Source organism: Burkholderia sp. 567, from assembly GCF_040545115.1.
Lineage (GTDB): Bacteria > Pseudomonadota > Gammaproteobacteria > Burkholderiales > Burkholderiaceae > Burkholderia > Burkholderia ambifaria.
This window is the reverse complement of record NZ_JBEPLG010000006.1, coordinates 228594-251558: the sequence shown is the minus strand read 5'-3', so window position 1 is coordinate 251558 and position 22965 is coordinate 228594. Positions and strand designations below refer to the sequence as shown.

The following is a 22965-nucleotide window of genomic DNA, read 5'->3' as shown; positions in this document are numbered from 1 at the left end:
CTCAGAACTTGTGGCGGATCGCGGCGCGCACCGCGAACTGGTTCGACGACGATGACGGGCCATCCGTCCCGACCACGTAGCCGCCGTCGGCCGCGGTGCCCGTCTTGTCGCCGGCGACTTTCTGCCACGCGCCCTGCAGATAGACGTCGGTGCGCTTGGACAGGCTGTAGTCGGCCATCAGCCCGACGGTGTGGTATTTCGGCTTGAACGAGCCCGTCGCGGCATCGAACTTGCCGTCCGTGTACACGTACTGCGCGCCGAGATAGAAATCGGACGTGAGCTGGTACTTGCCGTTGATCTCGAAGTTCTCGAACTTGGTCGCGGTCAGCCCGAGGCCCGAGAACGTCGACGCCGGCAGGTAGACGGTCGACACCGGGTTCTTCACGTCGGTCTTCGTATAGACGAAGCCGACCGTCGCCGGGCCGAACGTATAGTTGATGCCGCCGCCGAAGATGCGCAGGCGGTCGGCGACGAAATTCGCGTCGTCGGCCGCGATCGCGCCCGCGTTGCCGACGCCCGGGCTGTTCGCCTGCAGATACGCGGCCGCGACCTGCAACCCGGCGAGCGAATACTGCGCGCCGAGGCTGTACTGGCGGTTGGTCGAGAAGCCCGTGCTGTTGCTGAAGCTGTAGGTGCCGCCGAACGACAGCCCGTTCCAGTCGGGGCTCGCGTACTTGACCGTGTTGTTGACGCGGAACGAGTTGTCCGTGTTGTCGTTGTCGAACGGGTGCGAGAACAGCGTGCCGCCCCAGTTGCCGTTCGCGGTCAGCGGCGCGAGATAGTCGACGACGGAATCGTACTGGCGGCCGAAGGTCAGCGTGCCGAAACGCGACGCGCTCAGCCCGACGAACGCCTGGCGGCCGAACATCCGGCCGCCCTGGTTGAACCGGCCGTTGTTCACGTCGAAGCCGTTTTCCAGCGTGAAGATCGCCTTCAGGCCGCCGCCCAGTTCCTCGCTGCCCTTCAGGCCCCAGCGGCTGCCCTGCGCATAGCCGCTCGCAAGCTGGTAATCCGTTTTTCCGACCCCATGCACATTCACGTTGTTCGTGTAGTTGAAGCCTTCGTCGATCAGGCCGTACAGCGTCACGCTGTCCTGCGCGAAGGCCGGCGCGGCGAACGCTGCCAGCGCGGCGGCAAAAATGACGTGGTTCTTCATGACGGATTCTCCGGAGCCGTTGCCGGGCAGGCCTTGCGCCCGGCGCTTGTTTCGTCTGTTTTATAGAGGTGGCCCGCAGGGCGGACTGCGCGGTGTGCGGCCGCGAGGACAAAATGGTGTCACGTCGGAAACCACCCGTCCATCGGGGCGTGGGCGCGGCGCACAAAGCGTTGCGCTCGTCCAACTGCCCCGTTCCGCACGCTCCCCGATCGGGCTTGCCGGCAGCGGCAGATCGGCCCGCCATCCGCGTAAACCCGGACGGCGTCGCATCGGTGGCACAATGCGCATCCATTCGTCATTTCTTCACGAAGTCATGCTTCACCCCGATTCATGCGCGGCCGGTGCCGGGCGCGCTCGCGGCGCGCGCCGGCAGGCGGCCCGATGACCGCCGCAGCCCGGGCCGGCCGCTACGCCGAGCTCGATTTCTTCCGCGGCCTCGTGCTGCTCGTGATCGTCGTCGACCACATCGGCGGCAGCATCCTGTCGCGCGTGACGCTGCATGCGTACGCGCTGTGCGATGCGGCCGAGGTGTTCGTGTTCCTCGGCGGCTTCGCCACCGCCATCGCGTACAACTCGCTCGCCGAGCGGCACGACGAGGCCGCCGCGCGCCAGCGATTCATCCGCCGCGCGTTCGAGATCTACCGCGCCTTCCTCGTGACGGCCGGCCTGATGCTGCTGATCACCGCCGTGCTCAACGCATTCTCGATCGACGGTCCGAACATGCCGACCAACGATCTCGACGGCCTGCTCCACAAGCCGCTCGCCGCGCTGCGCGACATCCTGCTGTTCCGCCGCCAGCCGTATCTCGCGTCGGTGCTGCCGATGTATGCGTTCTTCGCGCTGCTCGTCCCGCTCGCGCTGCCGCTCGCGCGCACGCAACCGTGGCTGATGCTCGCGTTCAGCGGCTCGCTCTGGTACGCGGCGCCGCACGTCGCGCGTTTCCTCCCGACCGTCGAGGGCGCGCCGTGGGACTTCAACCCGTTCGCCTGGCAGTTCCTGTTCGTGCTCGGCGTGATCGCGCGCTGCCAGCCCGTCTACCAGACGCTCGCGCCGAAGCCGCAGGGCTGGCTGCTGACGGCCGCGTCGCTCGCGATCGTCGCGGCCGGCGCGTACTATCGGCTGCGCATCGAGCCATTCCCGACCGATCCGTCGATCAAGCAGAACCTCGGCGCGCTGCGGCTCGTGAATTTCCTCGCGATCGCCTGGCTCGCGGCCAAGCTCGTGCACCTCGGGTGGATGAAGAAGGTCGCGCATGCGATGCCGTGGATCGGCACGATCGGCCGCCAGGGGCTGCTGTGCTTCGTCGCCGGCACCGGCATCTCGCTCGCGGTCGACTCGCTGCTCTACCAGGCGACCGAAGGCTATCTGAACGTGCCGCTCGGCCTGGCCGCCGACGTCGTCGCGACGGGGCTGCTGTATCTCGTCGCAAAACTCTACGGGCCGCTGGTGTCGCGGCTGCCGTTCCCGTTCCGTTCGCGGCCATGACGCGCCGCGCCGTCATGCGCCGCTGCTACGATAGCGGGCGCCTTTCCTGAAACGTTTCGCCATGCGCCGACTCGCCCTTCCGTTCGCCGTCGCCCTGCTCGCCGGCTGCCTCGCCACCGCCCACGCCACGCCGGGCGGGCCCGCCGTTTCGCCGGGGTCGTCCGCGCCCGCGGGCGCGATCGTCCCGCCCGCAACCGTCGGGCCGGCCGCCCAGGATCCGCCGCTCAACCCCGGCAGCAGCGTCGTGCTGCGCGCGTTCCGCTCGGCGTCGCTCAAGCGCGACTGGTCGTACACGGTCTATCTGCCGCCCGGCTACAACCCGGAAGGCGCGCGCTATCCGGTGCTGTACCTGCTGCACGGCAATGCCGGCAACGCGAACGACTGGATCACGCAGGGCCGGCTGCAGGCCACGGCCGACACGCTGATCGAGCGCCACGAGATCCCGCCTGTCGTGATCGTGATGCCGCAAGGCGGCACCGACTGGTACGTCGACCGCAAGGAGAAGATGCAGAGCGCGTTCCTGAACGACCTGTTGCCGGAAGTCGAAGCGCACTTCGCGGTGTCGAACCAGCGCGCGGGCCGCGCGATCGGCGGCGTATCGATGGGCGGCTTCGGCGCGCTGCGTTTCTCGCTGCTCGAACCGGGCCTGTTCTGCGGCGCGATGCTGCTGAGCCCCGCGATCTACGCGAACGAGCCGCCGCTCAATTCCGCCGCGCGCTATGTCGGTGTGTTCGGCGACCGGCAGTTCGATCCGCGCGTGTGGCACGAGCTCAACTACCCGGCGCTGATGCGCGGCTATTTCGCGCGCAACTGGCGCGTGCCGATGTTCATCGCGGCCGGCGACGACGACCTGACGATCCAGGCCGAGTCGAGCGTGCTGTACACGCACCTGCGCCGCGCGCAGAACGCGGCCGAGCTGCGCATCGTCGACGGCGGGCACACGTGGGAGGTGTGGCGCGGGTTGCTCGGGCAGGGGTTGAAGTATGCGTTGGAGTGCGTGAAGTGATAGCCGGTGGGTGGCCTGCGCGACGCCAAACCAACACGCACGAGTGAAGTCGTGCGAGAGCGAACCGCTGGTTACGGGGGCGAAACATTCTCATTGTCAGCCGGCTTGCAGCGCTCCTCGGGATAGCCATGCCCGAACATCGCATAAGCCCCCAACGCGAGCCCGGCGGACCCGGCTCCCACAAAAGTCGATTCGATGCCAATGTGCTGGGCAATCCACGATCCTGCGATCGGCCCGACGACCAACGCCGTGAGCTGCAAACTGCGCGCCGATGTGGAAATAACCCCGAGCGCATCACGCGGCGCGTTCCTCTGCAGCGTAATCGAATAGGACATTAGCCCGCCGCCGTAGCAAAAACCATTGACCACCCACACCAGGCACAGCGTGCCAAGGTTCAATGTCGGCACAGCGAGTGCCAGTCCGCCGGCGACAACCACGGTTGCACTGAATCCGGCGAGAAACATGGGCATCGATTTGCGCACACTGACTCGCGCAAGTACCTTTTTCAGGACGATTGCACAGCTGACCGCTCCGACAGCGGTACAACTGACGATGGTTCCGAATGAGCTCGGCGGCAAGCCGTGATCGCGCAGTAATACCACCACGATCGAGTCGTACAGACCCAGGATCGTCGAAAACGCCAACATCAGTCCGAGAGCGGAAGCCAAAGCAGGATGTTCGGAAAGCACCTGACGAACCAGCGGGAAATCAAGGAATCGACGTTGCGTCTTCACATCAGGATTTTTCCACCCGATGACACGTGCCACGCCCAACGCACATCCCATCGAAAAGACTGCCAGCATGCCGGTCAATGCGAACGCCCCATGGGAATGGAATGCCAGCGATAGCCCGGCGCCAAGCAACGGCGAGAGAATCTTCGTGCATTGATCGACGATCGATGTAAGCGTGACAGTCGACACGATCTGATCATCCGACAGCAGACGCCGTATCACGATCTGTTCCGCCGGAACAGTGCCGAGATTGCTCACCCCCTTCACCAGAACCCACGCGATGAACATCGCCTCATTCGGCGCGAACGCCAGCCCCAGCGACGTGATGAAGCGGGCCATCGCACTCGAAAGCATGATCAGCGCCGGCGACTTTCTATCTGCCAGCGCGCCGATGAACGGGCCGGCCAAGAGCCCCGGCAATCCGTACAACGCTGCGGCCAGCCCGAGCGTTCCCGGAGTGGCGTGATAGCTGAACGACAACAGAGAAAAAATCAGCGTGAAATCAACCCAAATGGCAATGGAGTTGGCGACTCGCCCAAGAAAGAACGAGCGATATCCGCGAACCGAAAATAAAGCAATCGTCGATTGCATCGCACCGCCCTTAATGAGGATTGAGCTTCATGTACAGCTTGTCCCGCGCGACGAAACCATCCAGTCCCGCCTCCGTCGCATATCGCGCTAGATCACTCGTCCGATTGATGAAACCGGCTCCATTGAAATTCAGCGACGTGTTGCATAACACGCCGACACCGGAGACCGCCTCGAACGCCTTGAGCAACGCGTGGACTTTCGGATTCTGGCGTGAATTCACTGTCTGGGGCCTGCTCGAACCATCGACGTGGGTGACCGCCTTCAACGCATCGCTCTTCACTCGTGCGAAGTACAGCATATGGGGACTGGGTCCTCGCAAGTCGAAATACTCCGTAGCCCGTTCTTCCAGACATATCGGCGCAATCGGCCGGAACGACTCTCGTCGCTTAATCGCATTGAGTCTTACAAGTGTGGATCTCTCGAACGGCGCCGCGAAGATTGACCTGTTTCCCAGCGCTCTCGGGCCTACTTCGGCTCTCCCGTCAGCCCAACCGAGAATGGCTCCGCGGTGTAGCAGTTCGCCGACGGCGCGATAATCCAACTCGCTTCGACGAAAACCGTCAACCTCGTCGCAGTCATCGACGAACGATTGACCACGATAGACGTCCCACTCGATCTTGGCGCACCCCGTCAGCAGAAACTGTGCGTCGATCGCCGTGCCGATCGCGGATCCGACATCATTCGGACATGGAGGAACAAACACGTCGCTAAAGAGACCGCTGTCGACCCATTGGCGATTCCAGTCGCAATTCAAGCCACATCCACCGCTAATTAGGAGCGGTGCCTTGCCCTCCGCCAACGTGTGTACTCGATCAAAAAAAAGGTCAAAGATGCCATCAGAAAGCGTCCGGGCGAGATCTTTGATCGTCTGGCTTTCGACTCCAGCATTGAAATACCTGGATCTCGCGTATTTCCGCTTGTCCAGCAACTCAATCGTCAGATGATCCGACAGCAAGTCAGAAACGAAATCGTACTCAACGCTGCCTTCGTCTGCTCGTTGTCCATATGCAGCAAGCGCCATCAACTTTCCTGCATCACCCAGCCTGATTTGTCCAGGTCGCAAATCGAAATCCGGATCCCCGATTCCGTACGCGAATGCGTACCGCATACCCGGATACTTGAGCACGTCACCGAGCTTCCTGATACGAACGTCTTCATCGACGTGGTAAAACGAGCCAATGTACCCTTCCCATACGAGTGCATAGCATGCTTGCCCCTGCGGGAACGGCGACATTCCATAGGCGCACATGACATGCGAGCGCTCGTGGGAGTCTGATACTACGCGGACGTCTTTACCAAAGAACTGGCCGAACGTAACCCGAGGCGGTGCAAGGCCCAGATAGCCGCCACCGATAGAGAATCCGCTTTCCGGATTCCCTCCCTTGCTCCATCCACTGATACCGAGAGCATCTGGTATTCGACCGACTTCGGAGCAAGCCTCAACAAACAATTCGACACCAACCGAAGCATATCGCGGATTGTTATCTTTCTCAGCTTCATATGAGAAATTCAATATACCGTCTTCGATACACGCGATATGCCCATCATGGCCTGGTTTGAATCCGACAATGAGCATTACATTTCCTTCGTGAGATATTTTTTGCATTTCTCTACAGCAGAAAGCAACTCCGGAGCGAATGCACTACCCTCACCATGCCCTGCCCCCATGAAAAATAAAACCGATTCATTAACCTCATCTACCGCTAACAAACGATTGATTTCACGATCCAAAAAATAGCCGGTGAGCCATGACTGCAAACCAAGGCCGGTTGTCGAAAGCTGAAATGTCTGGGCAAGACAACCAATATCCAGCAAAGCGACCCGATAGGCTCTGGAGTGCGGGTATTTCCACCACATCTTGTCGAATCTCGATGTGACAAATACCCCGAAAGCCAGATTTCTTGCAAACATCTGTGCACATAGGATTCTGCCAAGCAACTCACCATCGATTTTCTCGGTCACCAGGGTAAGCTGATGCGACATGGCTCTGTAATGATATATGCCTGCCCGCAATCCGGTTACACGCAAAGCGACCAGATAGGCCTCACTAGGGTGTAGTGAGCCGCCAGATGGTGAAGTTCGGCGATAGCCAATAGGCAAAAGACCAGCGGTGCGCATATCCTCCCGGGTTTCACCGTGTACGGCACCGAACGTCCAATGCAACGTATCGGCGACTTTTTGTAGCTCAACATGCTCGGGAATAAAAGATCTGGTTGTCTGTCGCTTCAGCAATGCATCGGCCAGTCGTGGCACATCGGCGAAATCCTTGCTGGGCACGGGAAGCTCGATCGGCACCCCGGCACGGATATATTTAATTGTCGGGATGTTTTCGACTATCGAAGCACAATAAGCAACGTATCCTTCGTAACCGTCATCTGATGGAAGATCAACCCCATCCTCCAGAACAATCTGCGTTCCAATATGAAATATCTGCGACAAGCAATCCCAACCCCAATCTTCAAGCTTGCGATCATCGTCGGCTAGAATTCCACTAGCCGCGATTTCAGCGTCCAGACCCGATTCCGTCAGATCGTCACCGCGGGAAATTTCGAGAAGGCGACGGATGTGATTTGCCGTTATCTCATACTGAGAATGCTTTCGATAGTCCCATAAAATCAATTTCCCACCAATTATCTTAATGAAAAACATCGGATTCGAGGCAATACTCATAGCAGCCAGCCATTATTAAATAAATCATGTCCGATGACTGTTGCGCACCAGCCATCGGCCGTCTTATTTAAACCTCGACGTTACTTCTGGGCAATGCCAATCGGGTTCTGATAAGCGTCATTCGACTGATGCGAAAGAGATGGCTCAAGCGCAATCTTCTGCATTTGAGTCGACACACTAATGGGACTTTCGTAAGCATCGTTCGACTGATGTGAAAGCATCGGCTCGATATGAACTTTTTTCATGACGATATCCTATAAAAGAAAACAAAAGCACCCACCTATGGGTCGGCGCACTTTCATCATAGGAAATAATTTTGATCAATCAATCCAAAAGCTCGATATCAATGGGAATTGATTATTCCAGGATTTCCGATTGACAGCCAAGGGCCGACGTGGCACCGCGCTCCACGCTTTCCCCTCCAGCCCCGACAATTAGTTTCATACAGAATGCATTTTAAAAATCCATTGCCAACCGCAGTTTCGAGGACACAATCCTCCAAATCGGTCAACTGATATAAGTATCGGAATGGACATGAGCGATCGACGATTTCCATTCACTCATAGCTCTCTGTTTCACACAGTCGATAGCGTTATCAAGATAAATGGCCACCGATTCGTGGCTGACCGAATACGCGCCGCGGACGCTGGGCGAAAAGCCGGCGCCTCGGCGCGGCTACCCGACTCGCATCCGGCCGCGCGGCGTCCCGACATCGAACCGATCCAGCACGATGCGGAACGGGCGGCTGACCACACGTGAGCGCGACACGAGCCGGCCCGCACGGAGGCCGGCGTTCCCGACGAGCAGCTGACGACCGCCCCCCCCCCCCGACCGATCACCCAACACGAGCGCCGATCGCACCGCGTCTTTCAACTCAAAGCCACGTCCCACCCTGCCGCTCATCCGGCTCATCGGCGAGCGCGTCGAAATCGTGAATCCAGTCCAGGTGATGCAGCACGCTGTCGCGCTCGCCGAGACGCGCATTGCGCGCCTGCGCAGCCGGCCCGTCAGGCAGATGCAGTACGTCAGCCGCAGAGATCGACGCGTACTGCACCTTGCGCGTGCGGCCGCGCCGCAGCCGCTCGTACCCTTCCTGCGCGTCGCGCCAGTTGCCGGGCCCGGCCTTCGCCAGTTGCGCGGCCAGCACCATCGCATCCTCGATCGACTGATTCGCGCCCTGACCGTGATGCGGCACGAGCGCATGCGCGGCATCACCGATGAGCGTCACGCGCCCGCGGCTCCAGCGGCCGAGCGGCGGCCGGTGAAACAGCCCCCAGCGCTGGCTGATGGGCACCGCCGTGATCATCTGCACCACCGCCGGATGCCAGTCCCTGAACAGGCGCAGCTGTTCGCCCTCCTGCGCCGGCATGACCCAGTCGCGTGACGGCCACGGCGACGGATGACGCTCGACCAGCAAGAAGTTCTGGTCGCCGTTGTCGCCGATCGGATAGTGGAGCAGATGCCCGTGCGGCCCGACCCAGAACTGAATGGTCTCGGGATCGGGCAGCAGGTTCATCCGCTCGGCCGGCACCACGCCGCGAAAGCCCGAGCAACCCGAATACAGCACGTCGTCGTAGCCGAGCATCCAGCGCCGCGTGAGCGAACGCGCGCCGTCCGCGCCGATCACGAGATCGGCGTCGACGCGCTCGCCGTTCTCGAAGGTCAGCGTGACGCGATCCGGATGCTGCGCGAGTTCGACCAGCCGATGGCCCAGATGAATCTGCTCAACCCCGACCGCCTTCGACAGGATCGCCTGCAGGTCCGCGCGGTGCACGCCCCAGTACGAGCCGCCGAACTGCCGGCGATAGTCGGGCTCGCCGCGATGATGGCCGATCACCACGCCGCTGCGCCCGTCGCGATAGACGAGACCGGGAATCTCCGCGCACACCGCATCGAAAGCCGGACGCAATCCCATCCGTTCGTAGAAGCGCGTCGCGTTGGCCGATAGCGCAACGGCCGCCCCCACCTCGCGCAGCACGTCGGTCTGCTCGTACAGATGCGCGTCAATGCCCTGCTCGCGCAACGCGAGCGCCAGTGTCAGGCCGCCGATGCCGGCACCGACGATCGCGATCCTCAGATTCGTCTGCATGATGAAGGTGTCTCCGATATTCAAATGATGAGTGGTCGAGGCCGCGGCGCGCGTGACCTGCCCGGCGCGCCGGTCGAATGCAGGCGCCGTGTCGGTATTTTCAGCAGCGCACCCTTATCCCACAATAAAATGCCGGGAATCTGCTTCATCACTGAACGCAATGATCGGAGACAACGCCGAACCATGGAACTGAGCGAGATCGACCTCAACCTGCTGTTGCTGTTCCAGCGGTTGATGCAGGAGCGGCGCGTGTCGACCGTCGCCGAGCAGATGAACATGAGCCAGCCGGGCGTCAGCAACGCGCTCGCGAAGCTGCGCCGCCGCCTCGGCGATCCGCTGTTCGTGCGCGGGCCGGGCGGCGTGGTCCCGACACCCTTCGCGTTGCGGCTGGCCGAACCGGTTGCGCAGGCGCTGTCGACGCTGCACGCCGCGCTCAATCCGGAGACCGGTTTCGATCCGCTGCGCGCGTCGCGCACGATGACGATCGGCATGACCGATATCGGCGAAGTCGTGTTCCTGCCCGCGTTGCTCGAACATCTGGCGCGCACGGCGCCGGGCATCGCGCTCAACACGGTGCGCAACACGAGCGTCAACCTCAGCGACGAGATGGCCGACGGCCGCGTCGACCTCGCGATCGGGCTGCTGCCGCAACTGCAGGGCGGGTTCTATCAGCGCCGGCTGTTCGATCAGCGCTACGTGTGCCTGTTCCGGCGCGGGCATCCGCTCGAAGACGCGCCGCTGACGGTCGACGCGTGGCGGGATGCCGAGCATCTGGTCGTGGTGTCGGCCGGCACCGGTCACGGGCAGGTGGACGACTGGCTGAAGCGGCGCCGCGTGAAGCGCCGCGTGCGGCTGACGGTGCCGCATTTCATGAGCGTCGGCTATATCCTGCAGCGCACCGACCTGATCGCGACCGTGCCGGAACATCTTGCGCTGCAACTGGCCGCACCGTTTTCGCTCGGCTGGCGGGCGTTGCCGGTCACGCTGCCGGGCGCGCCGATTCACATGCTATGGCATGCGCGCGTGAATCAGGATGAAGGCAACCGGTGGCTACGGGAGATCGTGGTCAGCCTGTTCGCGGACACCGGGACACGCGCGCGCAAGGCCGCGCCGGCCCGCAGAAAATAGCGGCGCGAGCGGCGCAACCCGCGGTGCGCGGTACGATGGCGCTTCACCCGGCGCATGATGTCGCCTCTTTTCCTCACCCCAACCCGCAGGGAATCAAGCCATGTCTGCCTCGAAGAAGTTCGCCGCCGTCACGGGCGCGGGATCCGGCATCGGTCGTGCCGCCGCCATCGCACTCGCGAACGCCGGCTTTACCGTCGCGCTGATCGGACGCAACGAAGCATCGTTGCTTGAAACGAAAGAGACGATCGCCGCCGGGCATGGCGACGCATATGCGTTGCCGGCCGACGTCACCGACGAAGCGTCGGTCGAACATGCGTTCTCGCGGATTTCGCACGAGTTCGGCCGGCTGGATGTCCTCTTCAACAACGCCGGCCGCAACGCGCCGGCCGTTCCGCTCGACGAATACGAACTCGACGTGTGGAACGACGTCGTCGCGACGAACCTGACGGGCGTCTTCCTGTGCGCGCGGGCAGCATGGCGCCTGATGAAGGCGCAAACGCCGCAGGGTGGCCGGATCATCAACAACGGCTCGATCTCCGCCTATACGCCGCGCCCGAACACCATCGCGTACACGGCCACCAAGCATGCGGTGGCAGGCATCACGAAGTCGCTCGCGCTCGACGGCCGCGCGTACAACATCGCGTGCAGCCAGATCGACATCGGCAACGCGGCGACGTCGCTCACCGACCGGATGACGGACGGCGTGCTGCAGGCCGACGGACGCATGGCGCCGGAGCCGCGCATGGACGTCACGCATGTCGCGAACGCGGTCGTTCAGATGGCAAGCCTTCCGCTGGATACGAACATCCTGAACATGACGATCATGGCGACCACGATGCCGTTCGTGGGGCGCGGATAAGTCCGGGGCGCCGCGCCTGTTTCGGCGCGCCGGCCGGCGCTGCCGGTGACGCTCCCCGGCGCGCCGTCGAAACGTAAATCGTCCTTGACAAGTTGCGAGGCGCAACTAATATTGCTTGCGACTCGCAACTTTTTTGCGGACTGATCATGGACCTCATCGATATTCCAGCGAAGCCTCGCGACGCGACGATCCTCGAGCTGCGCGATTTTTCCCGCAAGCTGGTTCGCGAACTGGGTTTCATGCGCGCGACATTGGCCGACAGCGATCTGGCGCCATCAGCGGTTCACGCCGTGCTCGAAATCGGAATGGCGCCCGGTATCAGCGCGAAGGATCTGGGCAGCATTCTGCGTCTCGACAAATCGAATACGAGCAGGCAGCTTTCCCGGCTCGAAACGGCGGGCTTCGTGACGCGCCGCATCTCACCCGACGATGCGCGTGCGACCGAGTTGTACCTGACTGCCGACGGGCAAAAACTGCGCAAGAAGATCGACCAGTTTGCGACGCGCCAGGTGTCGAATGCATTACGCCGGATGGTTCCGGCGGACCAGCAAACCCTCGTCCGCGCGCTCGCGCTGTATAGCGATGCGCTCGCGCAAGACAACAGCGCCGAGGCACCACCCGCGCCGAATCCGGACGCCGGGCACATTGTCGACGGCTACCAGCCCGGCTGTATCGGCGACATCGCAAGCCTTCACGCGCGGTTCTATTCGGAACACTGGGGATTTGGCGCCTTCTTCGAGAAAAAAGTGGCGACCGAGCTCGCCGAATTTGCCGGCACGCTGCCCGCCGAAGGCAAGGCTCTGTGGCTCCATACCGAAAACGGCCGCGCGCTCGCCTCTGTCGCAATAGACGGGAACAAGGCCACGGGAATCGCACACTTGCGATGGTTCATCGTCGACGACGCATTGCGCGGTGCCGGTATCGGGCGGCAACTGATGACGCGCGCGATGCAGTTCGTCGACGAGCAGCGGTTCGACGAGACCTATCTATGGACGTTCAAGGGCCTGGATTCGGCACGTCACTTGTACGAATCGTTCGGCTTTACGCTGACCAGCGAATCGGAGGGTGCGCAATGGGGAACCCACGTCATCGAGCAGCGCTTCAGCCGGTGCGGGCCGGGTCGATAAGGGGATAAACCAATCAGCGGATAAGCCGCCGCACGATTCATCGATCGTGATAGATCGCGAGCCAGACCGACGGTTCTTCCGGATGGGTCCACGCGACGCGATGCCGGCAATGCGGTTCGATCAGCACATGGTCGCCGGGGCGCATGTCGTGCAGCGTCGCGTCCGCTTCGAATTCGAGCACGGCCGCGCCTGACAGCAGCACGACCCATTCGGCACGGGGATCGTCATACCAGAATCCGTCGGGACTCGCGTGCCCCATCGACACGATGCGCTCGACGTTCAGGCGCGGGCCCGCGACGAGTATGTCGATCCGTTCGTCGTCGCCGCGCGCCGCTTCGGTGCTGAACAGGTTGCCGGTTTGAAGTTGCATGGTTGGACCCTCGCGTCGCCCGTCGTTCGACGGCGGTTGACGTCCACTGTAGCGCGGCGGCAGTCGTTGCGGCGAACTCGTTTGCGGGCCCGGCAAGACCGACGCTCAGGCGGCCGCCTCGTCATCGATATCGCGCGCCGTCGGTTCATCACGCGCGATCGGATGAGGCGTACCCGTCAGCGGGAGCAACGCTGCAATGCTGCGATGCGTCACGCCGTCACGCCGGCGGCTGAAACGCGGCGACCTTGTTGCGGCCCGTCGCCTTCGCGTAGTACAGCGCCTCGTCGGCGGCCTTGATCACGCTGCCGGCCTCTTCATCGTCCTCGGGCGTCCAGCTCGCGAGGCCGATACTCGCGGTGACGTGCCCATGTTCGCTGCCGGCGTGCTCGAGCGCCAGCTTGTCGATCGCCGCGCGAATTCGCTCGGCGATCTGGGCGGCGCCCGTCTCGGGCGTATCGGGGAGCAGCACGACGAATTCCTCGCCACCGTAGCGGGCCGCGGTATCGGCGGGCCGGCGGATGTTCTCGCCGATGCAGCGCGCAACCGCGGCCAGGGCGTCGTCTCCGGCCTGATGGCCGTAGGTGTCGTTATAGGCCTTGAAGCGGTCGACATCGACGAACAACAACGAGAAAACCGAGCGCGATCGCCGTGCGCGCCGCCATTCGATATCCAGCACTTCGCCGAAGCTGCGGCGATTGTTCAGCCCGGTGAGACCGTCGGTGCGGGCGAGCAACACGAGTTCCGATTCGGCGCGCATCCGCCGCCGCAGTTGCGTGCCGAGCATGACGGACACCGCGATGAAGGCGGCGCCGAACGTCGCCACCAACCCACCGATCGTCGCGGCCCGGTGCCGCCACGCCGCATAAATGTCCTCTTCCGCTTCGGCGACCATGATCATCAGCGGCAGCTTCGGCAGGTGCCTGAAGTAGTAGAGCCGGCGCACCCCGTCGAGCGACGAGGTTTCCGGGAACACGCCTTCCCGCGCGGTCTGAAACCGCTTGAAGGTCGCGGCGTGGCTGATGTCGCGGCCGATCGTGTGGGCGTCGTACGGCTGACGCATCACCATGACGCCGTCGCTGCCGATCAGCGAGATCGAACCGTGCTGCCCCAGCGACAGGCCGGCAAACAGATTATGGAAATACTCGAGGTTGACCGCGATGAGCACGACGCCGCCGAACGAGCCGTCCGGGTTCGAGATTCGGCGCGTGAGCCCGATGCTGGGCGCCCCGCCGCGCAGGCGCGACGTGAACGGGTCGCTGATAAAGAGTCCGGCATTCGGATTGTCCCGATGGACGGTGAAGTATTTACGGTCGGCGAAATTGCCGCGGCGCGGCACGTCGTTGGCCGAATCCAGCACGATGTTGCCGCCGGCATCGAGTACCAGCATCGAGCCGAGAAATTCCGCCGTCATCGCATTGTCGAACAGCACGGAGCGCCGCAGGCTCGCGGGCGCATTCATCACGTCGGAACGTTTGAGGCCGTTGATGACCGCCTGCAGCGAAAGGTCGTAGAGCTCGAAGTTGCGTTCGATGTCGCGCTCGGCGATGAGGCCGAGATTGCGGGAGGTTTCGCTCGCCCGCTCCCGCGCGTCGTTGCGGCTCTGGAACAGCTGCAGCACGCACAGACCCATCAGCGCGCAGGCGATCACGATACCGACCACGACGATGGTATAGGGAGCCGCCGACCTGGATTGCATGTGTCTCCTCGATGATCAAGCGTGTGCGCGGGCGCGGGCGCACCACATGATTACTTCATACTAAAAAAGGCGCAGCGGCATGGCAAGCGGGGGATGCACCGAGGGCGGCGCGGCAGCGGGCGTCGGGCGTCGGGCGTGGGGGCGTGGGGGCGTGGGGGCGTGGGGGCGTGGGGGCGTGGGGGCGTCGGGGCGTCGGGGCGTCGGGGGCGTCGATACGTCGGTGCGTCGGTGCGTCGATAGCGGGTCGTTTCGCACCCGACCATCACGCACCCGAATCTGGAATCCGAAAGTCAATCGATTCGTCGACGGATCGATTACCCAAAGACAACCGTCGAATCAGTTATGCACGAGAACCTTCCCTATGACTTGACCGGACTCCAGTGTCTCGTGAGCGTAAGCAATCTGATCCAATGGAACCTTCAATCCGATTCGTGGCGAATAAGCGCCCGCCTCAAGGCAAGCGTTAATGTCGCTGATGGCGGCTTGCTTTGCCTCGATGGGGACGCGATAGATGTATACGAAACGGAGAACACACCCGTGCATCATGGCTTTCAATAATGGAACCGCTAGTTCGTCCGATGCACTGGCCATCGCATAGGCGCTTATTACTCCACCTTGAGAAAGGAGCGCCAAATTGACATTGAGGTTGGATCTCAGATCAACGTCAACGACACGATCAACCCCAAGCCCGGCTGTCGCCTCGAGGACATGATCTGCCACGTTGTCCGCCTTTCGGTCGATCACCAGGTCCGCGCCGTTCGCCTTTGCGACAGTGACCTGTTCGGCGTTCATCACCGTTGCCGAAACCCATGCACCAGCCCATTTAGCCAACAGGATTGCAGCAGTGCCGACCACACCCGCTCCTCCGTGGACGAGTACGCGTTGGCCCTTAAGACTGCCGTCGGAAAACAGGCAGCGGTGTGCCGTCAACGCAGGAATACCAAGCGCTGCCCCTACGTCAAACGACACGTTGTCAGGCAAGTGGACAGCATGGCTTGATGGAATTACAACGAATTCCGCCGCCGTGCCCGTAGCTCGACCATGCTGTGCCTCATAAATCCAGACCCGCTCACCCAGCCTGTCAGGAGATACGTTTATGCCAACAGCGTCGATGACCCCCGCCCCGTCCTGATGAGGAATGACGCGAGGATATGGCATGGGAGCGGAGAATCCTGTACGTGCCTTGACATCTGTCGGATTCAATCCAGATACATGGATTCGTACTCGCACTTCATCTGGCGCCGGTTCTGGCATCGGCAGTTCCCCCACAATCAACACGTCCCGGGCGGCCCCCTGACGCTCATAGAAAGCTGCTTTCATCAATTTTGCTCCGTCGTTCCAAATATGCGGGGTGTCTTGATCACCGTACCGATGCAGTTTGGACCCTAAGTTCACTAATGAACAGTAAGCACAACATTGATATATAGGGTTAATTTTTATACTATTGAGATATGAAGATACCGAATCCTCAAGGGTACCGATGCACGGTTGAGGCTACCGTCGAGGTCGCAGGCGGAAAGTGGAAGCCACTTATCGTGTACTACTTGCTCAGCGGCACAAAACGCTTTGGGGAACTTCGCACGCTTATTGGCGGAGTCACACAACGGTCACTGACCTTGCAGCTTCGAGAGCTGGAGTCGCACGGCATAATTTCCCGCGAGGTATTTGCAGAAGTTCCGCCTCGGGTTGAATATTCGCTCACCGAATTCGGGCGGACCCTCGCACCTGTGCTCAACGCGATGAAGGATTGGGGAGATAGCTACCTTTCCCGGCGCGGATCGTAGAAAGTGCCTTGGCGTTAAGACTTTCCGGCTCCGCGGTGCTCGCCCGGTGGCGTCAAGCACGCTGCTTCAGCAGCCCTGCCAGGAGCGTCAGTGCTTCCGTCAGATCTTCGAACGACGGGCCGCCGAGGCAAAGTCGAATCCCGCTCGCCCGATCTTCCGGGTTCACCATCATGGATTCCGGAGGGGTCAACTTGATACGCATCGCTGCAGCGACGGATGTGAAACGATTGGCAGCGTCACGCTCCATCGGCAGCCAGGCGTTGTAGGCGCCGGGATGCGAGACCAGTTCGCTCGCGCCGAGTAGAGAGATTGCCAGATTGGATCGACGCCGCGCCTCATGGTGCAGATCCCGCTGGATCGACGAGATGACATCGGTGGCCAGCCATTCCTCAACCACTGCGCAAGAGAGCGGCGACGGCGCCATCGGCAGATCCCGCAGCGCATCTTCCGCTGCGTCGTTGAGTCCGGGCGGCAGCGCGAGCACGCCGATCTGCAAACCGGGGCCAAGAGACTTGGACAGCCCGTTCACATGAAAGGCGATCTCGGGCGCCAACGCCGCAAGCGGTGGCGAAGCCGGCACTGCCGACGCATAGACGCCGTCCTCGATGATCCACGCGCCCGCCTGGCGGCAAATATCCACGATGGCCTGCCTTCGTTCCGTGCCCATCGTTGCGGTGGTCGGGTTGTGCAGCGTCGGCGTGAGATAGACCGCTTGGCTGCCGGTCGATGCGGTGCGGTCGAGTGCGTCCGCCAGTGCCACTGGCACCATCCCTTGCGCGTCGGTCTCGACGCCTTGCATCCGATATCCCTTGCGCCTAGCCAGCGCAATCGCGCCAGGATAGGTGATCTGCTCGGTCAGAAGCAGCCCTTGCGAGCCGCAGGCAAGATCGAAGGCCAATGACAGCGCCTGGCGTGCGCCGCTCGTTAGCACCAGATGCGACGGTTCCACCGTCAGGCCCAGCGTTTCAAGCCAGCGAGCCAGCACACGTCGGTGCTCCATATGCCCGGCGGGCGGGGCATACAGATTGAGATGGTCCGCATCGATCTTGCGTGCGATCCCGGTCAATGTTCGCGCCAGCAGGCGAGCGTTGAGCATGGCTGGCGGCACATTGGACGAAAGGTCGATCTGACGATCATGGTGCGCCTGGCGGATCGCCACGAAGGTTCCCCGGCCCTTGACGCTGCGGGTCAGGCCTCGCCGTTCGAGCGCGGCATAGGCTTTCGTCACCGTCCCAAGGCCAATCCCCAGTTTCAACGCGAGATCGCGATGAGCGGGCAGACGGTCGCCTCCCGTCAGCCGCCCCTCGATGATGTCGTCAGCCAGGGCGAGGACCAACCGCTCAGTGGTATTCGCCTCGATGTCGGCAAGCCGTGGCGACCACGGGGATTGCAGGAGCACCTACGGCACCTATCTCATCGCCACCGCCAGTCCCGGGCCGAGCAACATGGCGATCATGGGAACGGCAATGCGTGACGGCCGTCTGCCGGCCCTCGTTCTGGCGGCTGGCGTCATCACGGGCTCACTCTTCTGGGCGATCCTGGCGGCGACCGGCATTTCCGCCGTGCTGGCGGCTTATGCCGACGCGCTGTTCGTCATAAAGATGGTGGGTGGTATCTATTTGCTCTATCTAGCGTTCCGCACGGGCAGGTCGGCGCTGAAGCCGGGCTCCGGCTTCGCGAAGATGGACCCGCTACGCTCGACACCTCGCTATCGGTGGCTCTACCGCCAGGGCATTCTCATGCATATCGGAAACCCGAAGGCGGTTCTGGCCTGGATGGCCATCATGTCCCTTGGGCTTCGGGAAAACGCCCCTGGCGGTACCTTGCCGGCGATCATCGGCGGTTGCGCGTTCCTCGGCGTCATCGTGTTCGGTGGTTATGCGGTCCTCTTCTCGACCGCTCGGATGATTGCCCTGTATGCCAGACTCCGGCGCTGGATTGAAGGCACGCTATCCGCGGTGTTCGCCGTTGCGGGAGTCAAGCTGCTTGCCTGGCAACGCTGATATCCCGGCTTGTCGGCGCCATCACCACCTGGTCTGAATTGAAAGAGCAATGACATGGCCTTTGCGATCCATATGATCGATGTCTTCGGCGCCGGACAGCTTTCGGGCAATCCGCTGGCGGTCGTCATCGGTGCCGATACCCTGACAACGGATGACATGCAGCGGCTGACGCGGTGGTTCAACCTGTCCGAGACCGCTTTTCTCTTGGCACCCACGCATCCTGCTGCTGACTACCGGATCAGGATCTTCACGCTGGACAGGGAGATGCCTTTTGCCGGACACCCGACGCTCGGCAGCTGTCATGCGTGGCTCTCGACGGGCTGCGTGCCGAAGAACGAAGCGGAAATCGTCCAGGAATGCGGAGCCGGGCTGGTTCCGATCCGACGCGCTCACGAGCGGCTTTACTTCGCCGCCCCGCCGCTGATCCGCTCCGGCGCGCCGACACAGGATGAATTGGACCAGGCTCGGCGACTACTGCAAATCGAATCGGGCGATATCCTCGATGCCGCCTGGATCGACAACGGCCCCGGATGGCTGGGCATCAGGCTGGTATCGGCGGATACGGTGCTTGCCCTCGATCCGCTCCGCAGTTGGCCAGATCGGATCGACGTCGGCGTTATTGGCCCTCATGCAACAGGCGGCGATCCCGCCTTCGAGGTTCGCGCCTTCTTCAGCAACCATCTGGGCACGATCGTCGAAGACCCGGTCACCGGGAGCCTCAATGCGTCAATGGCGCAGTGGCTGTTCACGACAGGTGTGGTTGAGGACGACTATGTCGCCGCCCAGGGGACACGCCTCGGCCGCCATGGCCGCATTCATCTGACCCGCGATGAGGCCGGCCAAATCTGGGTCGGCGGCAAGACGCGCACGCATGTCGAAGGCCGGCTCGGCGGCCTTTGAAAAGGCAAACGGATCAACCCGAGCATCGTTCTGACGTTCGAAAACACGCAAGGAGTTTCAGCATGCCTGCCTCCCCTCCGCACGAGATTGCTCCATCCGTAACCACCGATCGCATCACACTGCCCGCCTCGGCAGCAGGCACATTAAGAATGCTGGTGCGCTACAAGTCCTGGGCGAATGGACTGACGTTCAAGAGCGTGATGGACCTGCCGGCTGGCGAAGCCTTTCGGCAGAGACCAACGCGGTTCGGAAACATGGTGCATACCTTGAATCATGTCTACGTGGTTGACGACATTTTCAGACATCATCTGCAAGGAAAGAAACACACCTACACCTCGCGCAACACCGACCATACGCCTGCAGTTTCCGATCTTTGGAAAGCGGTTCAGGAAATGGACCGCTGGTACATCGATCTTGTCGACACCTGGTCGGACGCGGATCTCGCGAAAGCCGTTCATTTCGAGTTTGTTGGCGGAGGAGAAGGCGTCATGACCCGCGAGCAAATCGTGCTGCATGTCGTCAATCACGCCACCTATCACCGCGGTTTTGTCGGCGACCTGATGTATCAGGTGCCCTTTGCGCCACCGTCAAATGATCTTCCGGTATTCATCAGGGATCACTATCGCGACGCTCGGTGAGCGCCTGTTCGTCTCGACGTGGATCGATGTTGCTTCCGGGCGCCTACATGGCGCCTACACACAAAGGAGAAGATAGCAATCCGATTGAAATGAAAAACATCAACCTATTGAATTATATGAATTCACAAAATTCAAAGCGCCTTTACGCATCCGGATCCGGAATCCGGGCCGACTGAATCACGACCAGCGTATCGCCCGTCTCGATCCGGCACGGCGGATCTTCGTAGAACGACTGAATCTTCCCGCAGCGATCGAGCCCGACGACGATCGCGCCCGGCACGACGTTCGTCATGCAGCCGATCTCGTGCGGCAACGCCTCGCGCTCGACCAGCGTCGCCCGCCCGCGCGTCGACAGCATGTCGTTCACGAACGGCACGATGTAGCGGCTATGCACCGCATCCGCGAGCAGCAGCGCGCCGATCTTCGTCGACGACACGATCACGTCCGCGCCCGCCTGCCGCAACTGCCGCTGATACAGGTTCTCCTGGATCCGCACGACGATCTTCGTCTCGGGCGCGATGCTGCGCACCGACAGCGTCAGCAGGATCGCGGTCGGATCGTCGGTCACCGAGATGATCACGGCCTTCGCCGCCCGCACCTGCGCCTGCTGGAGCAGGTCTTCATGCGCGGGATCGCCGAGCAGCCCCGTCACGCCGAGCGACGTCGCGGCCTCGAGCGCCTGCTGCTGTGCATCGATCACGATGATCGTCGACGGATCGACGCCGCTCTCCAGCAGCTCGCGCACGGCGATCGACCCCGACAGGCCGTAGCCGCACACGACGATGTGATCGGACAGCTGCTTCTGCAGGCGTTTCATGCGGAATTCCTCGATGACGCGCTGGATCACGAACTGATACGCCGTGCCCAGGAAGATGAACCAGATGCCGATACGGATCGGCACGATGAAGAACGCATCGATCAGACGCGCGCGCGCCGTGACCGGCACGATGTCGCCATAGCCGACCGTCGCGACTGTGACCATCGTGAAGTACACGAGATCGGCGACGTTCATCGGCGTGCTCTTGGTCGAATCGCGCAGGCCGTCGCGATCGAGATACAGCACGAGAAACGCGAGCATGCACAGCGCAACGACCGCGCCGAGACGGAACAGCAGCGTGTGGTGCGGCGACGTCGCGGGGCGCGTGAACAGCGTGCGTGCACGCGGCGCCCGCCACGGATCACGGGTACGACGCAGGCGTGAGCGCAACGGGCGACGTTTGGCGGAAGGCGTTGCCAACGGGGGATTCTCCTGAAGGATGCGGGCTCGATTCTACGACGGGAAGATGCGGGCGCGTCCGTAAGCGGTCCTCCGCTACCGGCCGTCCGCTACCGGCCCTCCGCTACCGCCCCTCCGCAACGGCCGCTACAGCATGCTGCGCGGCCGGACCATCGTTCCGTCGACGAAACGCCGGGCACGGAACGCCGACAGGTCGAGCGACGGCTCGCCCGTATCGACCCATTCGGCCAGCAGCCGCCCGACGATCGGCCCCATCGCGAAGCCGTGCCCGCAGAAGCCGGTGGCGATCGCGAGCCCGGACGGCGTGCCGGGCGCGTCGATCACCGGAATCCCGTCGGGCAGCACGTCGATCAGGCCGCCCCATGCCTCGACGATCTGCGCGTCCTTCAGCGCGGGAAAGATCGCCTTGAGCTTCGCGAGCGCGCGCGGCGCATGCGCGCGATTCGGCTGCGGCTGCGGATCGCGCGGCTCGATCGGCCCGGCCGCGCCGCCGATGCGCGCGCACGCATCGCGCCACGCCGCCGCATTCAGATGCAGCCGGAATTTCTCGCGCTGCGACCAGAACTGCGGCCAGAACAGGCTCAAGCCGCGCAGATGGCCGAGCGTCAGGTCGACGTCGACCTGCATGTCGTCGGCGAGATTGATCGTGCCGTTCCTGCGTTGCCGAATGCCGAGGCCGTGCCCCCAGATCGTCGACGCGGACACGTCGGGCAACACGTTGGTACGCATGCAGGTGCCGCGCACGGCCTGCTGCGGCAGCCGGATGCCGACGCCGTCGAGCAGCCGGAAGCTGGTCGCGCCGGCCGCGCAGATCACGCGCCGGGTGCGGATCGTGCCGCGCTCGGTCACGACGCCGACGACCGCGCCGCCGGCCGTCTCGATCGCCGTCACGCCGCAGCCTTCGAAGAAACGCGCGCCGGCTTCCGTTGCGCGCGCCGCGAACGCAGCGGCCACGCGGCGCGGCTCGGCCTGCCCATCGGTCGCGGTATACAGCCCGCCGAGCGTGCGCGCTTGCGTCGACAGGCCGCGCACGCGCTCGTCGATTTCCGCGCGCGTGAGCGTGCGCGTGTCGAGCCCGTGCTCGCGCGCGACGGCGAGCCACGCCTGGAACGACGCCCAGTCGTCGTCGTTGTCCGCCATATAGAGGCAACCGCCCTGCCGCCATTCGAGGTCGAAGCCGAGCGCCTGCTCGAGCCCTTCCCAGATCCGCATGCCGGCCATCATCAGCGGCACCTCGGCCGACTCGCGGCCCTGTTGCCGCACGAAGCCCCACGCGCGAGTCGATTGCTGGCCGGCGATGCGCGACTTGTCGAGCACCACGGCTTTCAGGCCGCGCATACCGAGGTAGTACGCGGCCGCGCAGCCCATGATGCCGGCGCCGGCGATCACGATGTCGGCTTCGGCCGGAAACGCCGTGTCGGCGTGCGTCAATGCATCGTGCAGCGGATAAGTTGTCGTCATTGTTCTCTGTTGGCGTCGATCCATCCGGCGCATC

The 22965-nt window shown here is 62.7% G+C and carries 21 protein-coding genes; 9 read left to right on the top strand and 12 right to left on the bottom strand.

What is annotated here, in order from left to right; genetic code table 11:
• Position 1: 1 nt before the first annotated feature.
• A complete protein-coding gene (locus ABIC50_RS19280) occupies positions 2-1156 on the bottom strand; it encodes a porin (RefSeq protein ID WP_175678514.1) in 1155 nt (384 codons plus the stop codon).
• A gap of 381 nt (positions 1157-1537) precedes the next feature.
• On the opposite strand from ABIC50_RS19280, the gene ABIC50_RS19275 reads away from it, so the two are divergent.
• Positions 1538-2641, top strand: coding sequence for an OpgC domain-containing protein (locus tag ABIC50_RS19275; RefSeq protein WP_105785836.1), 1104 nt, complete (start codon positions 1538-1540; stop codon positions 2639-2641).
• Positions 2642-2702: 61 nt separating this feature from the next.
• Positions 2703-3647: an alpha/beta hydrolase gene (locus ABIC50_RS19270; protein WP_354166215.1), complete on the top strand. Its 945-nt coding sequence runs from the start codon at positions 2703-2705 to the stop codon at positions 3645-3647.
• A gap of 71 nt (positions 3648-3718) precedes the next feature.
• On the opposite strand, the gene ABIC50_RS19265 is transcribed toward ABIC50_RS19270, so the two are convergent.
• From ABIC50_RS19265 to ABIC50_RS19245, 5 genes are all read right to left on the bottom strand, one after another.
• Positions 3719-4969 (bottom strand): MFS transporter, encoded by a 1251-nt coding sequence (locus ABIC50_RS19265; protein ID WP_354166213.1) that lies wholly within the window; start codon positions 4967-4969, stop codon positions 3719-3721.
• Between the two features lie 10 nt (positions 4970-4979).
• Positions 4980-6545: a carbamoyltransferase C-terminal domain-containing protein gene (locus tag ABIC50_RS19260; RefSeq protein WP_354166211.1), complete on the bottom strand. Its 1566-nt coding sequence runs from the start codon at positions 6543-6545 to the stop codon at positions 4980-4982.
• The gene (locus tag ABIC50_RS19255) at positions 6545-7639 is read right to left on the bottom strand and encodes a SagB family peptide dehydrogenase (protein ID WP_354166208.1); all 1095 of its coding nucleotides are present in this window, start codon (positions 7637-7639) and stop codon (positions 6545-6547) included. Before ABIC50_RS19255 ends, ABIC50_RS19260 begins: the two co-directional genes overlap by 1 nt.
• An 80-nt stretch (positions 7640-7719) precedes the next feature.
• On the bottom strand, positions 7720-7884 hold the full coding sequence (locus ABIC50_RS19250) for a hypothetical protein (protein ID WP_354166206.1): 165 nt from the start codon (positions 7882-7884) through the stop codon (positions 7720-7722).
• Between the two features lie 629 nt (positions 7885-8513).
• The gene (locus ABIC50_RS19245; RefSeq protein ID WP_354166204.1) at positions 8514-9728 is read right to left on the bottom strand and encodes an FAD-dependent monooxygenase; all 1215 of its coding nucleotides are present in this window, start codon (positions 9726-9728) and stop codon (positions 8514-8516) included.
• Between the two features lie 183 nt (positions 9729-9911).
• On the opposite strand from ABIC50_RS19245, the gene ABIC50_RS19240 reads away from it, so the two are divergent.
• From ABIC50_RS19240 to ABIC50_RS19230, 3 genes are all read left to right on the top strand, one after another.
• Positions 9912-10856 carry a LysR family transcriptional regulator gene (locus ABIC50_RS19240; protein ID WP_354166509.1) on the top strand — a complete coding sequence of 315 codons (945 nt, stop codon included), beginning with the start codon at positions 9912-9914 and terminating at the stop codon, positions 10854-10856.
• 100 nt (positions 10857-10956) lie between these two features.
• A complete protein-coding gene (locus ABIC50_RS19235; RefSeq protein ID WP_354166202.1) occupies positions 10957-11715 on the top strand; it encodes an SDR family oxidoreductase in 759 nt (252 codons plus the stop codon).
• Between the two features lie 146 nt (positions 11716-11861).
• A complete protein-coding gene (locus tag ABIC50_RS19230; RefSeq protein WP_354166200.1) occupies positions 11862-12842 on the top strand; it encodes a bifunctional helix-turn-helix transcriptional regulator/GNAT family N-acetyltransferase in 981 nt (326 codons plus the stop codon).
• 37 nt (positions 12843-12879) lie between these two features.
• Here ABIC50_RS19230 and ABIC50_RS19225 read toward each other — a convergent pair whose 3' ends face one another.
• The 3 genes from ABIC50_RS19225 to ABIC50_RS19215 all read right to left on the bottom strand — a co-directional run bounded on the left by ABIC50_RS19225 (position 12880) and on the right by ABIC50_RS19215 (position 16228).
• The gene (locus tag ABIC50_RS19225) at positions 12880-13212 is read right to left on the bottom strand and encodes a cupin domain-containing protein (RefSeq protein WP_006753233.1); all 333 of its coding nucleotides are present in this window, start codon (positions 13210-13212) and stop codon (positions 12880-12882) included.
• Positions 13213-13429: 217 nt separating this feature from the next.
• On the bottom strand, positions 13430-14908 hold the full coding sequence (locus ABIC50_RS19220) for a sensor domain-containing diguanylate cyclase (RefSeq protein WP_354166198.1): 1479 nt from the start codon (positions 14906-14908) through the stop codon (positions 13430-13432).
• Between the two features lie 336 nt (positions 14909-15244).
• Positions 15245-16228 (bottom strand): NADPH:quinone reductase, encoded by a 984-nt coding sequence (locus ABIC50_RS19215; protein WP_354166196.1) that lies wholly within the window; start codon positions 16226-16228, stop codon positions 15245-15247.
• Between the two features lie 131 nt (positions 16229-16359).
• On the opposite strand from ABIC50_RS19215, the gene ABIC50_RS19210 reads away from it, so the two are divergent.
• On the top strand, positions 16360-16692 hold the full coding sequence (locus tag ABIC50_RS19210) for a winged helix-turn-helix transcriptional regulator (protein ID WP_081467218.1): 333 nt from the start codon (positions 16360-16362) through the stop codon (positions 16690-16692).
• 52 nt (positions 16693-16744) lie between these two features.
• Here the strand turns inward: ABIC50_RS19210 and ABIC50_RS19205 are convergent, their stop codons facing one another.
• Entirely contained in the window at positions 16745-18091 is a 1347-nt protein-coding gene (locus ABIC50_RS19205) for an aminotransferase-like domain-containing protein (RefSeq protein ID WP_354166194.1), read from the bottom strand.
• Between ABIC50_RS19205 and ABIC50_RS19200 the strand changes: the two genes are divergently transcribed.
• From ABIC50_RS19200 to ABIC50_RS19190, 3 genes are all read left to right on the top strand, one after another.
• Complete coding sequence (locus ABIC50_RS19200) at positions 18051-18695, top strand: LysE family translocator (protein ID WP_354166192.1); 645 nt, start codon at positions 18051-18053, stop codon at positions 18693-18695. The two genes, ABIC50_RS19205 and ABIC50_RS19200, sit on opposite strands and share 41 nt — an antisense overlap.
• A 54-nt stretch (positions 18696-18749) precedes the next feature.
• Positions 18750-19595 carry a PhzF family phenazine biosynthesis protein gene (locus ABIC50_RS19195; RefSeq protein WP_354166189.1) on the top strand — a complete coding sequence of 282 codons (846 nt, stop codon included), beginning with the start codon at positions 18750-18752 and terminating at the stop codon, positions 19593-19595.
• A 62-nt stretch (positions 19596-19657) separates the two neighbouring features.
• Entirely contained in the window at positions 19658-20233 is a 576-nt protein-coding gene (locus tag ABIC50_RS19190) for a DinB family protein (protein ID WP_354166188.1), read from the top strand.
• A 142-nt stretch (positions 20234-20375) separates the two neighbouring features.
• On the opposite strand, the gene ABIC50_RS19185 is transcribed toward ABIC50_RS19190, so the two are convergent.
• On the bottom strand, positions 20376-21470 hold the full coding sequence (locus ABIC50_RS19185) for a potassium channel family protein (protein WP_126225591.1): 1095 nt from the start codon (positions 21468-21470) through the stop codon (positions 20376-20378).
• A 126-nt stretch (positions 21471-21596) separates the two neighbouring features.
• Positions 21597-22931: an NAD(P)/FAD-dependent oxidoreductase gene (locus ABIC50_RS19180; protein ID WP_354166186.1), complete on the bottom strand. Its 1335-nt coding sequence runs from the start codon at positions 22929-22931 to the stop codon at positions 21597-21599.
• Positions 22932-22965 lie beyond the last annotated feature (34 nt).

What these genes read in the sequence shown, in the direction of transcription:
- ABIC50_RS19280 (WP_175678514.1), bottom strand. Translation starts at nt 1,156, where the DNA reads ATGAAGAACCACGTCATTTTTGCCGCCGCGCTGGCAGCGTTCGCCGCG.
- ABIC50_RS19275 (WP_105785836.1), top strand. Translation starts at nt 1,538, where the DNA reads ATGACCGCCGCAGCCCGGGCCGGCCGCTACGCCGAGCTCGATTTCTTC.
- ABIC50_RS19270 (WP_354166215.1), top strand. Translation starts at nt 2,703, where the DNA reads ATGCGCCGACTCGCCCTTCCGTTCGCCGTCGCCCTGCTCGCCGGCTGC.
- ABIC50_RS19265 (WP_354166213.1), bottom strand. Translation starts at nt 4,969, where the DNA reads ATGCAATCGACGATTGCTTTATTTTCGGTTCGCGGATATCGCTCGTTC.
- ABIC50_RS19260 (WP_354166211.1), bottom strand. Translation starts at nt 6,545, where the DNA reads ATGCTCATTGTCGGATTCAAACCAGGCCATGATGGGCATATCGCGTGT.
- ABIC50_RS19255 (WP_354166208.1), bottom strand. Translation starts at nt 7,639, where the DNA reads ATGAGTATTGCCTCGAATCCGATGTTTTTCATTAAGATAATTGGTGGG.
- ABIC50_RS19250 (WP_354166206.1), bottom strand. Translation starts at nt 7,884, where the DNA reads ATGAAAAAAGTTCATATCGAGCCGATGCTTTCACATCAGTCGAACGAT.
- ABIC50_RS19245 (WP_354166204.1), bottom strand. Translation starts at nt 9,728, where the DNA reads ATGCAGACGAATCTGAGGATCGCGATCGTCGGTGCCGGCATCGGCGGC.
- ABIC50_RS19240 (WP_354166509.1), top strand. Translation starts at nt 9,912, where the DNA reads ATGGAACTGAGCGAGATCGACCTCAACCTGCTGTTGCTGTTCCAGCGG.
- ABIC50_RS19235 (WP_354166202.1), top strand. Translation starts at nt 10,957, where the DNA reads ATGTCTGCCTCGAAGAAGTTCGCCGCCGTCACGGGCGCGGGATCCGGC.
- ABIC50_RS19230 (WP_354166200.1), top strand. Translation starts at nt 11,862, where the DNA reads ATGGACCTCATCGATATTCCAGCGAAGCCTCGCGACGCGACGATCCTC.
- ABIC50_RS19225 (WP_006753233.1), bottom strand. Translation starts at nt 13,212, where the DNA reads ATGCAACTTCAAACCGGCAACCTGTTCAGCACCGAAGCGGCGCGCGGC.
- ABIC50_RS19220 (WP_354166198.1), bottom strand. Translation starts at nt 14,908, where the DNA reads ATGCAATCCAGGTCGGCGGCTCCCTATACCATCGTCGTGGTCGGTATC.
- ABIC50_RS19215 (WP_354166196.1), bottom strand. Translation starts at nt 16,228, where the DNA reads ATGAAAGCAGCTTTCTATGAGCGTCAGGGGGCCGCCCGGGACGTGTTG.
- ABIC50_RS19210 (WP_081467218.1), top strand. Translation starts at nt 16,360, where the DNA reads ATGAAGATACCGAATCCTCAAGGGTACCGATGCACGGTTGAGGCTACC.
- ABIC50_RS19200 (WP_354166192.1), top strand. Translation starts at nt 18,051, where the DNA reads ATGTCGGCAAGCCGTGGCGACCACGGGGATTGCAGGAGCACCTACGGC.
- ABIC50_RS19195 (WP_354166189.1), top strand. Translation starts at nt 18,750, where the DNA reads ATGGCCTTTGCGATCCATATGATCGATGTCTTCGGCGCCGGACAGCTT.
- ABIC50_RS19190 (WP_354166188.1), top strand. Translation starts at nt 19,658, where the DNA reads ATGCCTGCCTCCCCTCCGCACGAGATTGCTCCATCCGTAACCACCGAT.
- ABIC50_RS19180 (WP_354166186.1), bottom strand. Translation starts at nt 22,931, where the DNA reads ATGACGACAACTTATCCGCTGCACGATGCATTGACGCACGCCGACACG.